This is a genomic window from Staphylococcus sp. ZWU0021 (assembly GCF_000798895.1).
Lineage (GTDB): Bacteria > Bacillota > Bacilli > Staphylococcales > Staphylococcaceae > Staphylococcus > Staphylococcus saprophyticus.
Genome location: NZ_JTLN01000027.1, coordinates 299,733 through 313,054, shown reverse-complemented (window position 1 = coordinate 313,054; position 13,322 = coordinate 299,733). Strand labels below are relative to the sequence as shown.

Sequence of the window (13,322 nt, the reverse complement as noted above, 5' to 3'; positions counted from 1 at the left end):
TCATATTAGTCTTGCAATTTACTAAAAAATGCTTTATAATTTTAGTCAAGCAATTGTTTTATTCCATATTGCAAAGAATATTGTACGAGTAATTTTTTATAATACTGTGTCATTGTATTTTTTGTAATATGCGAATAACGCATATTGAATGAATATTAGTCTTGGAGGTTTCACATTTATGAAACAAGGTACAGTAAAATGGTTTAACGCTGAAAAAGGTTTTGGTTTTATCGAAGTTGAAGGAGAAAACGACGTATTCGTACACTTCTCAGCAATTAACCAAGAAGGTTATAAATCATTAGAAGAAGGTCAATCAGTTGAATTTGAAGTAGTTGAAGGCGACCGCGGTCCTCAAGCTGCAAACGTTGTAAAACTATAATATAGATGCAATATTGACTTATCTAAAGAACCTTGTTAAAGGTTCTTTTTTTATAGAGCCCCTTATCTCTTTATGAGATTAGGGGCTCTTAATGCATGCGAAACCGCATGTATACCATTATACCCTTATCTCTTTATGAGATAAGGGGCGCTTAATACATGCGAAACCGTATGTATACCACTATATACTTTATCTAATATCTTAATGCATGTATCTACACTATAGGACAATAAAAGGTGACTGAGCTCCTTTTCAGAGACACAGCCACCTTTGGATTATTTAGTATCATTGATAATTAATTGACGTAATGATTGACGTTTAATAACTTCTCTTGCTTTACCATCTTTTAAGAAAAACACAGACGGTTTCTGCATTTGATTATAATTAGATGCCATAGAATAATGGTATGCACCAGTTGAAAGTATCGCTAGATAATCGCCACGCTTCACTGTGCTTGGTAATTGGGCATCTTTTATGATAATATCGCCAGATTCACATAACTTACCAGCGATTGTTACTGTTTCGTCTTTAGGATCATTTCTATTAACTAATAAGGCCTCGTATTTTGCATCATAAAGCGCTGTTCTAATATGATCGCTCATACCGCCATCAATGGAAACATACTTATTGACCTGAGGAATTTCCTTGATTGTTCCAACTTCATATAAAGTAATACCTGCTTCACCGACAATTGAACGACCTGGTTCGATACCAATCTCTGGTACCGGATAATCTGCATCTTCGGCAATTGATTTAATAGCAGCAGTAATCTCTGCGATACCTTCTTCGATAGGGAAACTTACATCACCCTCAACATATTTAATGCTAAAGCCACCGCCTAAGTTAATTAAATCAACTTTGATATCATTTGCTTTCAACCAATTAATCACAATATTAGCAGTTTCAATCATAGCCTCTGTGCCTTCAATTTGAGATCCAACATGGAAATGAACACCTTTGAGGTTTAATTTTTGAGTATCTCGCACTTTTTCAATACCTTGAATAGCTAAGCCGTGCTTAATTGATAAGCCAAATTTACTATCTTCTTGGCCTGTTTGTATAAATTCATGCGTATGGGCTTCAACGCCAGGATTCAATCTTAAAACAACATCAATTTCTTCACTTGCATATCGCTCAATCAGATCGATTTCCTCTAATGAATCAATAACAATGTAACCAACTTTGCTTTCTAAAGCATATTGAATTTCATGTTTTGTTTTGTTGTTACCGTGAAAATGAATATGTTTTGGATCGAAACCAGCTTCTAATGCTGTATATAATTCTCCTTCAGACACTACATCTAATTCAAGTCCTTCTTCTTGTACTAATTTAACCATTTGTAAACATGTGAATGCTTTTGATGCATATGAAATATTGTATGCTAATCCACTTTGTTTGAACGCTTCATGATAACGTCTCATTTGGTTTCTAATTTGTACTTCATCATATACAAAAGTAGGGGTCCCAAAACTTTGCGCTATCGTTTTTAGACTTGTGCCTCCCATTGTAAGTTCGCCATTGCTATTATATTCTACTACCATAATTTATCTATACTCCTTTATTAATGAGTCATGATTCATTGCACTTAATTGTTCTGAATTAGCGCCAACGCCTTTAAAAGTAAATTCATCGACACGTATATGGTTATTATATAGTATCACTTCATCTTGTGCATTGACACTGTCATCAACTTCTACAAACATATGACTCATCATAAGCGCACGAATAGGGTAGCGCTTATGATTTATCAAAGCCTCATGTTGTGCTCTTGCTTTGAGTATACCATCACCATAACCAACATCAACGACTGCCAATTTTGTGTTATTTTTTGTCGCTTCAAAAGCAAAACTGTAACCACAAAATTCTCCCGCATTGACTTCACGCACTTGTATGACATTACCTTTAACTGTTAGCGATTGCTGTATGTCCGATTCATTGATTGTACTATAGGGTCTAGAACCATACAATGCAATACCAATACGCGCATGCGTATGGTTAGGTAATACACCTTGCTCACGATAGTAGCTTGCACTATTCTGTGCATGTATCATCTCAAATTCATATCCTTCATCAAGTAGCGTATCTACAATCTCTAACCACGCGGCGCGCTCTATATTATAATCTGGAACATCAAATTCATCTGCGTATCCAAAATGCGTCCACAAACCACTAATGTGCATTTTATGTTCATTTTTATTCTGATTATGATGGTGAATGACTTCTTTAATTTCATCAAGTGTCTTTAAACCTGAACGATGTAATAAATTTTCATATTCCAAGTGAACTTGTATGTCATATAAGTCGTTAATATTTTCATAATAAAAAGAAAGGGAAGGCAAAGTCATTTGAATCTGATTCTCACGTATCTTATCAAATTCATAAACTGCATTCATCAAAAATATAGTAGCATTTGGCGCTAATTTGCGAATTCGAATTGCTTCTTTAAGTGATGTGGTACTAAATGTATTTATCCCTATATCTAAAAACTGTTCTACTGCAAATTCAAGTCCATAATGGTACGCATTATTTTTTACTACTGCCATTATTTGGTTATCTTGTTTAACATTTTTAGCGTTTTCTTTAAATAATTGTCGGTTTACTGACCATGTGGCTGTCATTGCGATTGCACCTCACTATAAGATTTGAGTATTTGTTCATAGTAATCTGCAATACGTATTAATATAGATTCATTAAAGTTTAAATGAGAAGTGTGTAAACCAGTCACGTATCCTTTTGGTTCATCTCGAACTCCAACAAATACAAAATAGCTTGGTGCAATTTGACTATAGAAACTAAAGTCTTCACCAAATAAGTAAGGCGTAGGTTTATCAATCACTTCAAACTCAGCATTTACTAATCCATTTTCAACATGTTTGCGTAATTGAGGATCATTAAAAGTAGGAGGGTAACCTTCTTCAAATTTCACTTCACACTCGACATTAAATAATAATTTAACGCTTTCGCTAATTTTCGTCATTTGCTGTTTTACAATCTCTAAATCTTTCACATCATATGTTCTAATAGTACCTTCTAAATAGCCGTTACTTGGAACCGTATTTATGGCTTCACCAGCTTCAAAATGTCCCACATGGACAATGTTTCGTTTCAATCCATTTAAATGATATTGCTGTATCTGTCCTACTTGAGTCAATACATGTTGTAATGCCTCACCGCATGAATGCCCTTGCTCTTTATCAGCAACATGACTTGAAAGACCATGCAAATAGAATCTATACTCTGTAGCACTTGCTGTAATTTCTTCATCTCTAATCACAACACGGCCTTCATTTTCAAATGGCATGACATGTATACCAAAAACTGCTTCAATAGGATATTTTTCAAATGCACCAGCACGTATTAAACGATTCGCGCCACCTCCAGTTTCTTCTGCAGGTTGAAATATGAAGACGATATTTTGAGGAAGTTCGCCCTTATCAGCTAAATTTTTACATCGTTTAACAAATAGCATAAGGGCAGTTGTATGGCCATCATGTCCACAAGCATGCATAACATGATCTACTTCACTTCGGTAGGATACGTTATTTTCTTCGTAAATCGGTAATGCATCTATATCAGCACGATATGCAATCGTATGTGTACTATTTCCAGATAAATAGGCGATAACGCCTGTATCTAAGGGACGTTCATATGGCACACCTAAATCATCTAAAAAATGCGCAATATACTTTGTTGTTTCATATTCATGTAAACTTAATTCTGGATGCTTATGTAAATAACGTCTATGTTCTGTTACAAATTCCAACTCAGTCATCGATATCAAATCCTTTAAATTATTATATTAATTACACTAAATAAGCATAATTGCTAGTTTGCTATGTATTATGTATAAAGTTTGTTTTGAATTTATAAAAATAGGAGGATAGACAAACTTATCGAAACAAAGCGTAGTTTAACACTTAGCAATAGATAAGGGGAGACATCATAGTAAAATAGATATTGTCTCGTCTAAACCTCCTATATTCAACAAAATAATTCCGTATCATTTTGTGTAAAATACATACGGTAATATATAACTTGTATAAGTTTATATACTTAGTACTCTAGTCGTTTAATTTTCTTAGTGCCGAAACGATTTCACGTTTTGAATCTTCGACTTCAGTTGTTTGTTTAATCACTTTTGCTGGCGTACCAGCTACAACTGCGCCTGCGGGTACATCTTGAGTAACAATGGCACCAGCAGCGACAATGGCACCGGCACCGACACACACACCTTCAAGAATGACTGCATTAGCACCAATAAGTACGTCATCTTCAATAACAACAGGTGAAGCACTTGGTGGTTCGATAACACCAGCTAAAACTGAACCAGCACCGACATGTACATTTTTACCTGTTGTAGCACGTCCGCCTAATGTAGCATTCATATCAACCATTGTGCCTTCTCCAACAACAGCACCGATATTAATTGTTGCGCCCATCATGATTACAGCACCATCTTCAATAATGGCTTGTTCACGAATAAATGCACCAGGTTCAATACGTGCATTCGTATTTGTTAAATCTTTCAATGGAATAGCTGAGTTGCGTCGATCCATTTCAACTTCAATTTCATCAATAACTGATTGATTAGACTCATAAAATGGTTTCCAATCATCTGCTTCACAAAAAATAACTTTGGAATCAGATGAACCAAATACTTTAAAATCACTTGGGAAAGTAATGTTTTCAAAATCACCATTGATGTAGACTTTTAATGGTGTAGATTTTTTTGCATCACTTATATATTGAATAATTTCTTCTGCCGTTAAATGTTGTACCATAATTAAATTCGCTCCTTAGGGTTTATAAGTTATCAAATGTATAATAACCATTTTTATTTTGAACTAGTTTTTCTGCTGCGCCAATCGCACCGTTGGCAAATATATCTTTAGATTGTGCGCGGTGTGTAATTTCAATTGTTTCATCCGTACCTGCAAAAAGCACATCATGTTCTCCAACAATCGTGCCGCCACGAATAGAATGAATACCTATTTCATCTTGGGTACGTTTTTCAGTCGTTTCATGTCTATCATATACAGGCGTTGTAGTCTCACGTAAAGACTCAATAACATCATATAATTTCACTAATGTACCACTCGGTGCATCAACTTTTTTATTATGATGTGCTTCTGTAAGTTCAATATCAAAATCTTGCAAGAGCGGTACAGCTGCTTCTAAGATTTTTGTAAGTGCATGTACACCATAACTCATATTCGCACTGAAAAACACTGGCATATCTGTACTCAACGCTTTTAATTTATCTATGATTTGTTCTTTCTCACCCGTTGTAGCAATGACAACTGGTAAATTAAAGTCTTCTTCTAATAATGGTAAGAGTAGTTCAGGATTTGAAAAGTCAATAGCAACATCCGCTTCTGTAGCCTCTGAAATATGTTCAAAAGTAGGGTAGGGATAGTGCTTTTCACTGTTTCTCACAATAACCCCAACGATTTCGTGATTTTTCTCTTCTGCTAACCTTGCTACGCGTTGATTCATAGCACCATATCCAATTAATAAAATCTTCATGAATTTCCACCTACTTTAAATTGTTCGTAAGCTTGTTCTAATTTTTGGCGATCACTGTCTTCAAGTGTAACAAGTGGTAAGCGTACTTCATAGTTACCAAATCCTTCAACTGCTGTTAATGCTTTTACAGGAATAGGGTTAACATCTACTGCTAACGCATCTAATAACGTTTGAATAGGCTGGAATTGAGACTGTATGTTTTCGTCATTTTGTTTTGCATCATATAAAGATTGGAAAGCATTTGGAATAACATTGGCAACCACCGAGATAACACCGTGACCACCTTGATTGAAATAATCAACAATATTATCGTCGTTGCCACTATATAAAGCAAACTCATCTAAATTAAGGCGTTGTTTTAAGTCTTCTAAGTAATCAAAATCATTTGTCGCATCTTTTAATGCAACGATATACTCATTTTCACTTAAAGTTTCCACTGTTTCTGCATCGATTGTCATATTAGTACGTGACGGTACATTATATAATACAACCGGCAATTTCACTGCATCTGCAATTGTTGTAAAGTGGGCAATTAAACCTCTTTGATTTGTCTTGTTATAGTATGGTGTAATAAGCATAATCGCATCAGCACCAATTTCTCTTGCACGCACAGAAGCTTGAATAGACTTTTGAGTATTATTCGTACCAGTACCTGCAATGACAGGCACACGACCATCCACAACATTGACAACGACTTCTAAAATTTGATCCTTCTCTTCATCAGTTAATGTTGGATTCTCAGCTGTAGTTCCATTGACTACGATTGATTTTGCATTATTATCTAGTAAATATTTCACATGTCTTCTCAATGCATCAAAGTCAACTTCATTGTGTGTAAATGGCGTTGCTAGTGCAACACCTACACCTTCAAATATATGTCCCATATTATTTTACTCCTTTCAAGCTCATAACTTGTTCAAGTATTTGTACTGCATTTAATGCTGCACCTTTTAATAAGTTGTCAGAAGTACACCATACATGGAAAGTATTGTCTAAGCTATCGTCACGACGAATGCGTCCAACAAAGATTTCATCTCTACCAGTTGAATGAATTGCTAATGGATATTCATTGTTTTGAGGATTATCTACAAGTACAACACGATCATCTTTTTCAAATAACTCTTGAATGGCTGAAACTGTTGCTTCTTTTTCTAATGTTACACTCATGTGTACACTATGACTGTCTTGTACAGGTACACGGACGCAAGTAGCTGTTACTTTTAAATGATCATCTTGTAAAATTTTACGTGTTTCATCAATCATTTTTTGTTCTTCTTTTGTATACCCATCTTCGAGAAAAGTATCTATATGTGGTAACACATTATTATAAATAGAGTGAGGGTATGCCTCTGGCGCTTTACCATTTGCTCCTTCAGCTAAATCTTGTTTACCTTTCACTCCTGAACCAGATACTGCTTGATAAGTTGTATATGCAACACGTTTTAATCCAAATGCTTCTTGTAATGGTTTAAGTGGCACGACAGATTGAATCGTAGAACAGTTTGGATTGGCAATGATTTTTCTATCTAATTTAGGTTCATTCACTTCTGGTACTATTAAATCAATACCTTCAGTCATTCTCCATTGACTAGAGTTGTCAATCACGATAGCTCCTGCTTGTTCGAAAATAGGAGAATAATGTTCACTTGTACTACCACCCGCACTCATTAATACATAATCAAAAGGTTCACTAGCTGCTTCATCAGTCAATTCACGTACTGTGTATGTTTTACCTTGAAATTCAATTTGTTCTCCCGCTGATCGCGCTGAAGAGAATAATACTAATTCATCAAAGACAATGCCTTTTCTATCTACTGTTTCTAACATTTTTCTTCCTACTAATCCTGTTGCACCTGCAATAGCTAATCTAGTCATATACAAAACACTCCATTTTTTATTAGTTGATTTTAAAAAGTTTTGAAAATTCAGATATCAAAAGCTTGATATAAAGTCTGTACAGCACGTTCACCGTTTTCAGCATCGATGACACATGAAATACTAATTTCCGATGTTGTCGTTTGATAAAATGAGATATCATTTTCAATTAAAGTAATAAATGCTTTTGAAGCTACACCAGACATATCTCTCATACCTGAACCTATTAAAGAAATTTTAACGTATTCTTCATTAATTCTGAAGTCCAAGGCACTAAAGTCTTCTTTTAAAGTTTCCAGTATAGATGAAATTTGTGCAACATCCGTATCTTTAATTGTAAAAGACATTTGTAAGCCTTCTAAATTAACAATTTGAGATATCATATCTACATTTACAGAACCATCTTCTAATTGACTGAATAATTTTGTGAGTAATTTATTATCTGGTAAGGGGTAACTAATTGTAACATGCATCATATGTGTATCTAATGCAACGCCTGTGACGGCTTTCTTTTCTAAAATTTCTGTTTGTGGCATAATCCATGTTCCTTTCACATTTGATAAAGTTCTACCTAAATATAGGGGAATGTTATAATTATTTGCTAATTCAACACTTCTTGTTTCTAATACGCCTGCACCTAAAGCACTCATTTCCATCATTTCTTCATACGATACATAATCGAGTCGCTTCGCATCTTTATATAGGCGAGGATCTGTAGCATAAACACCATCCACATCTGTATAAATTTCACAAGGCGTATGATTACTCGCAGCTAATGCAACAGCAGTCGTATCAGAACCTCCACGTCCTAAAGTCGTTACTTCTAAATCATCATTAATACCTTGGAAACCAGCCACAACAAGCACGTCATTTTCTTCAAATGCTTGTTCAAATGTTTCAGGATTAATTTCAGCTATACGACTTTTCAAATGGTGCCCAACCGTTTTGATACCAGCTTGATAACCTGTCATAGCTTTAGCTCGAACGCCAATGTCATTCAAAACCATCGATAAGTATGAAACGGTTTGTTGTTCACCAGTTGTGAGTAATAGCGCTAATTCTTGATCCTTTGGACTAGTGGTTAATGTAGATACATTTGCCATTAACTCATCGGTCGTTTTACCCATAGCACTTACTACGACAATAAGTTGTTCTCCTTGTGCAATTCTCAAACTTAACATCTCAGCTATATTTTTAATTTTAGTAAAATCACTAACTGAAGAACCACCAAATTTCAAAACACTTCTTTCCAAATTCATATCCTCCTCGTTGAATAGGGGAGAATCACAGTTATATAAAAAAAGAACAAGTCCGAAATGCGAACCTGTTCTATATTATATATACAAGTGATGCACTCCATTATCTTAAAATAATGACAGACTCTTAGCTCTTAACCATAAAGTCCAACATGTTATAAGCTGCTATTATAACCGTTTCGGCATCTCACCCTTTCAAAATTAGCTGCTAGCAGTCAGATTCTTCTAATCTTTACTAATGATTGATGCGCCTCATCAAAACCTTATTAAATTTTGTTTATGTTTTACATTATACATAGGCTTACATGTACTGTAAACCGCTTTTCTTTAATTTTTTAAATTTACTGAAAAATATGACATTTAAGGAGTGTTTTTTACCTCAAGAGTGTAAAATGATATCTTTTCGAGGTATTGCTTTTTTAAAACACAAAATGATGATTCTTTTAAAATTCCTCGTACGATGCCGGATCTTGACCTTTTAGTCGGCCATCTTGCTGTGTCAGACTATTAATTTTATCAATATCTTGTTGTTCTAAAGTAAAATCAAATATATCTTTATTTTGAATTTGTCGCGCAATCGATGTTGATTTAGGAATAGGGACAACACCATTTTGTACATGCCATTTTAAAATGATTTGAGGGATTGTTTTATTATATTTTTCTGCTATAACAGCAACATCTTTATCCTTAATCACCTCAGATGCACGACCTAAAGGACTCCAGGCTTGTGTAATGATGCCTTTTTGATTATGATATTCAATCATGTCCTGCTGATTAAAATAGGGGTGCAGTTCAATTTGATTTACTACAGGCAACACGCCTGTTTCTTTTTCTAAAGTTTCAATATGTTCTGGTAAGAAATTACAAACACCAATAGATTTTATCAAGCCAGCTTTTTGTGCATCTATCATTGCTTGCCATGCTTCTACATACTTGCCTTGTTTAGGATTAGGCCAGTGGATTAAGTATAAATCTAAATACTCAACACCTAGACGGTAGATTGATTCTTGGATTGCAACCATAGCTGCATCATAATCTTGATAACGACCTGGTAATTTTGAAGTAATGATAACTTGATCTCTTGTCACATGACTATTGTCAATCGCTTTGCCCACAGTACCTTCGTTTTCATAATTATATGCTGTATCTAACAAGCGATATCCTTGATTTAATGCATTCGTTATTGCGTGTGCACCATGCGCACCATTAAGCTTATATGTACCAAATCCAATTTGAGGTAATACTTGACCGTCAATCATATTTAAATTTTTCATTTAAACATTCCTCCTACAGTTAATTAATTATGATTATATAATTGTGAAAATGCTTTTTAAAGCAATCGGCCTATACCTCTTTTTAAAGTAGGGGAATGAAAAAACGTGACACAAGTCTATTTTCAAAAATGTGATGTCATAACTACAATAATTAGGTGATGATATGAAAAAAGCGTCTAAAACATTTATGTCTTAGACGCTTAAATATGATTACAATTATTTAGCTAATACACCAGTTTCTTCTAAATAGGCTTCATAAGAAATCTCTTTTGAAACTGCACCAGCAGGATTTAAATCAATAACACGGTTCGCGATTGTGTTAATAAATTCAAAATCATATGACGTAAAGATGATTGAACCTTTGAAGTTCTTTAATCCATCATTTACCGCAGTAATACTTTCTAAATCTAAATGGTTTGTCGGTTCGTCTAACAATAGCACGTTTGCACTTGATAGCATCATTTTACTTAGCATACAACGTACTTTTTCTCCACCTGAAAGCACACTTGCTTTTTTCTTAACTTCTTCACCACTAAATAGCATACGTCCTAAGAAGCCACGTAAGAATGTTTCAGTTTGTTCGTCTTCCGGTGCATACTGACGTAACCAATCTACTAGATTCATGTCTACACCTTCAAAGTAGTCAGAGTTATCTTTAGGGAAGTAACTACGTGAAGTTGTGACACCCCATCTTACTGAACCTTCATCTGGTTCCATCTCACCAGCTAAGATTTTCAATAATGTTGATTTAGCAAATTCACTATCTCCAATTAATACAGCTTTATCATTAGGATCCATTGTAAATGAAATATTGTCTAGAACTTTAACACCATCAATTGTTTTTGAAAGGTTTTCTACAAACAATAAGTCATTCCCAATTTCACGTTCTGGAGTGAATTTAACAAATGGGTAACGACGCGATGAAGGTTGAATATCATCGAGTTCGATTTTTTCAAGTTGTTTCTTACGACTTGTTGCTTGTTTTGATTTTGAAGCATTTGCAGAGAAACGCGCAACGAAATCTTGTAATTCTTTGATTTTTTCTTCTTTTTTCTTATTTTGATCTTGTGCCATTTTCATTGCTAATTCACTAGATTGATACCAAAAATCATAGTTACCAACGTAAACTTTAATTTTCCCATAATCTAAATCGGCAATGTGAGTACATACGTTATTTAAAAAGTGTCTGTCATGAGAAACTACAATAACTGTATTTTCAAAATTAATTAAGAAATCTTCTAACCAACTAATTGCAGGGATATCTAAACCATTGGTAGGCTCATCTAGTAGCAATACGTCTGGTTTACCAAAAAGACTTTGAGCCAATAAGACTTTAACTTTTTGATTATTTTCTAATTCTGACATTGTTTTATCTTGTAAATCTGCTTTTATACCAAGACCAGATAGTAGGGAACCAGCATCTGCTTCTGCATTCCATCCATCCATTTCTGCAAATTCGCCTTCTAATTCTGCTGCTCTAATACCATCTTCATCGCTGAAATCAGGTTTCATATAGATCTCATCTTTTTCTTTCATAACAGCATACAAACGTTCGTGACCTTTAATAACAACATCTATAACACGTTCATCTTCAAATGCAAAATGATCTTGTTTTAATACTGCTAAACGTTCATTTTTCCCCATTGAAACATGACCAGTTTGTGCATCTAATTCTCCAGATAAAATTTTCAAGAACGTTGATTTACCTGCACCATTTGCACCTATCAAACCATAGCAATTGCCATCTGTAAATTTAATATTTACATCTTCAAATAGCTTACGATCGCCAAATCGTAAACTTACATCAGTAACTTGTAACATGCATTTACTCCTTTTCGTTAATCTACCGCACAAATTATAACACACTTATCTTGCACTTTCGACCTTTCGCGCTAGACTAATGCTTGTTTTCCTATAGCATGTTATAATATAGAAGAATAAATTTTATGAACGAAGGAGAAAAGTATGGCCCAAGATGAAAAAGATATTGTAGGTTCAATAGAATTCCTTGAAGTTGTAGGTTTAGAAGGTTCCACTTACAAATTAAAAGGACCCAATGGTGAAGAAGTTAAATTAAACCAATCTGAAATTAATGATGAAGATGAACTACAAATAGGTGAAGAATATAGCTTTTTTGTATATCCTAATAGATCAGGTGCATTATTCGCTACTCAAAATATGCCTGACATTACTACGAATAAATATGATTTTGTAAAAGTTTTAAAAACTGATAGAGATGGTGCACACGTAGATGTTGGGTTACCACGAGAAGTACTGATTCCTTGGGAAGATCTTCCGAAAGTTAAAGATGTTTGGCCAGTACAAGGTGATGAACTATTTGTTACTTTACGTATCGACAGAGATAACAACATGTTTGCTCGATTAGCGACAGAAACAATCGTTGAACAAATGTATACACCTGTGTTCGATGACGAGAAGCAAAACCAAGTGATAGAAGCAAGACCTTATCGTTTACTAAGAATTGGCAGTTTCTTACTATCTAAAGATGGTTATAAAATATTCGTTCATGAAACAGAACGTAAAGAAGAACCTCGATTAGGTGAAAATGTTAGCGTTCGTATCATTGGTCATAATGAAAAAGGGGAACTAAATGGCTCATTCTTACCCTTAGCACATGAGCGATTAGATGATGATGGCCAACATATATTTGACTTATTAGTTGAATATGATGGGGAGTTACCTTTTTCAGACAAATCTAGTCCAGAAGCAATCAAAGAAATATTTAATATGAGTAAAGGCTCATTCAAGAGAGCAATAGGCCATCTTTATAAAAATAAAATTATCACGATCGAAAGTGGTAAAATTGCCTTAACCCAAAAAGGTTGGGGAAGAATCGAAAAATAGTTTCTTCTATTATAAAGCAGTGAACGATTGAATTAATGATATTTAAATCACACTTCATTATTTAAGCACTTTATTACAATTGCTATTCATTGATTCAGTAAAACATCATACAGTAATCAATATTAAAACCTAAAAATACTACTTTTT

12 protein-coding genes and 1 riboswitch are annotated in these 13,322 nt (G+C 34.3%); of the genes, 2 read left to right on the top strand and 10 right to left on the bottom strand.

Features of this window, described 5'->3' with window-relative positions; all coding sequences use genetic code 11:
* Positions 1–178: 178 nt before the first annotated feature.
* Positions 179–379 (top strand): cold shock protein CspA, encoded by a 201-nt coding sequence (cspA, locus tag L987_RS06885; protein WP_001831260.1) that lies wholly within the window; start codon positions 179–181, stop codon positions 377–379.
* A 275-nt stretch (positions 380–654) separates the two neighbouring features.
* On the opposite strand, the gene lysA is transcribed toward cspA, so the two are convergent.
* From lysA to L987_RS06835, 10 genes are all read right to left on the bottom strand, one after another.
* Positions 655–1,920 carry a diaminopimelate decarboxylase gene (gene lysA, locus L987_RS06880; protein ID WP_047503752.1) on the bottom strand — a complete coding sequence of 422 codons (1,266 nt, stop codon included), beginning with the start codon at positions 1,918–1,920 and terminating at the stop codon, positions 655–657.
* Between the two features lie 3 nt (positions 1,921–1,923).
* Positions 1,924–2,997 carry an alanine racemase gene (locus tag L987_RS06875; protein WP_011303130.1) on the bottom strand — a complete coding sequence of 358 codons (1,074 nt, stop codon included), beginning with the start codon at positions 2,995–2,997 and terminating at the stop codon, positions 1,924–1,926.
* A complete protein-coding gene (locus L987_RS06870) occupies positions 2,994–4,151 on the bottom strand; it encodes a M20 metallopeptidase family protein (RefSeq protein ID WP_047503749.1) in 1,158 nt (385 codons plus the stop codon). Before L987_RS06870 ends, L987_RS06875 begins: the two co-directional genes overlap by 4 nt.
* Before the next feature lie 289 nt (positions 4,152–4,440).
* Positions 4,441–5,160, bottom strand: coding sequence for a 2,3,4,5-tetrahydropyridine-2,6-dicarboxylate N-acetyltransferase (gene dapD / locus L987_RS06865; RefSeq protein ID WP_047503746.1), 720 nt, complete (start codon positions 5,158–5,160; stop codon positions 4,441–4,443).
* 22 nt (positions 5,161–5,182) lie between these two features.
* Positions 5,183–5,905, bottom strand: coding sequence for a 4-hydroxy-tetrahydrodipicolinate reductase (gene dapB, locus L987_RS06860; RefSeq protein ID WP_002483323.1), 723 nt, complete (start codon positions 5,903–5,905; stop codon positions 5,183–5,185).
* Complete coding sequence (dapA, locus tag L987_RS06855; RefSeq protein WP_011303134.1) at positions 5,902–6,789, bottom strand: 4-hydroxy-tetrahydrodipicolinate synthase; 888 nt, start codon at positions 6,787–6,789, stop codon at positions 5,902–5,904. Before dapA ends, dapB begins: the two co-directional genes overlap by 4 nt.
* Before the next feature lies 1 nt (position 6,790).
* Positions 6,791–7,780: an aspartate-semialdehyde dehydrogenase gene (locus tag L987_RS06850; protein ID WP_011303135.1), complete on the bottom strand. Its 990-nt coding sequence runs from the start codon at positions 7,778–7,780 to the stop codon at positions 6,791–6,793.
* Positions 7,781–7,830: 50 nt separating this feature from the next.
* Positions 7,831–9,039 (bottom strand): aspartate kinase, encoded by a 1,209-nt coding sequence (locus L987_RS06845; RefSeq protein WP_011303136.1) that lies wholly within the window; start codon positions 9,037–9,039, stop codon positions 7,831–7,833.
* Between the two features lie 82 nt (positions 9,040–9,121).
* Positions 9,122–9,300, bottom strand: a riboswitch (Lysine riboswitch).
* A 179-nt stretch (positions 9,301–9,479) separates the two neighbouring features.
* Positions 9,480–10,310, bottom strand: coding sequence for an aldo/keto reductase (locus tag L987_RS06840; RefSeq protein WP_011303137.1), 831 nt, complete (start codon positions 10,308–10,310; stop codon positions 9,480–9,482).
* Positions 10,311–10,526: 216 nt separating this feature from the next.
* The gene (locus tag L987_RS06835; protein WP_002483328.1) at positions 10,527–12,131 is read right to left on the bottom strand and encodes an ABC-F family ATP-binding cassette domain-containing protein; all 1,605 of its coding nucleotides are present in this window, start codon (positions 12,129–12,131) and stop codon (positions 10,527–10,529) included.
* A 144-nt stretch (positions 12,132–12,275) separates the two neighbouring features.
* On the opposite strand from L987_RS06835, the gene cvfB reads away from it, so the two are divergent.
* Positions 12,276–13,175, top strand: coding sequence for an RNA-binding virulence regulatory protein CvfB (cvfB, locus tag L987_RS06830; RefSeq protein ID WP_002483329.1), 900 nt, complete (start codon positions 12,276–12,278; stop codon positions 13,173–13,175).
* The last annotated feature ends 147 nt before the right edge of the window (positions 13,176–13,322 follow it).

Excerpts from the sequence above, each read along its gene's own strand:
- L987_RS06845 (WP_011303136.1), bottom strand. The coding sequence starts at position 9,039 with ATGAATTTGGAAAGAAGTGTTTTGAAATTTGGTGGTTCTTCAGTTAGT.
- dapA (WP_011303134.1), bottom strand. The coding sequence starts at position 6,789 with ATGGGACATATATTTGAAGGTGTAGGTGTTGCACTAGCAACGCCATTT.
- lysA (WP_047503752.1), bottom strand. The coding sequence starts at position 1,920 with ATGGTAGTAGAATATAATAGCAATGGCGAACTTACAATGGGAGGCACA.
- L987_RS06835 (WP_002483328.1), bottom strand. The coding sequence starts at position 12,131 with ATGTTACAAGTTACTGATGTAAGTTTACGATTTGGCGATCGTAAGCTA.
- dapD (WP_047503746.1), bottom strand. The coding sequence starts at position 5,160 with ATGGTACAACATTTAACGGCAGAAGAAATTATTCAATATATAAGTGAT.
- L987_RS06840 (WP_011303137.1), bottom strand. The coding sequence starts at position 10,310 with ATGAAAAATTTAAATATGATTGACGGTCAAGTATTACCTCAAATTGGA.
- L987_RS06850 (WP_011303135.1), bottom strand. The coding sequence starts at position 7,780 with ATGACTAGATTAGCTATTGCAGGTGCAACAGGATTAGTAGGAAGAAAA.
- dapB (WP_002483323.1), bottom strand. The coding sequence starts at position 5,905 with ATGAAGATTTTATTAATTGGATATGGTGCTATGAATCAACGCGTAGCA.
- L987_RS06870 (WP_047503749.1), bottom strand. The coding sequence starts at position 4,151 with ATGACTGAGTTGGAATTTGTAACAGAACATAGACGTTATTTACATAAG.
- cspA (WP_001831260.1), top strand. The coding sequence starts at position 179 with ATGAAACAAGGTACAGTAAAATGGTTTAACGCTGAAAAAGGTTTTGGT.
- L987_RS06875 (WP_011303130.1), bottom strand. The coding sequence starts at position 2,997 with ATGACAGCCACATGGTCAGTAAACCGACAATTATTTAAAGAAAACGCT.
- cvfB (WP_002483329.1), top strand. The coding sequence starts at position 12,276 with ATGGCCCAAGATGAAAAAGATATTGTAGGTTCAATAGAATTCCTTGAA.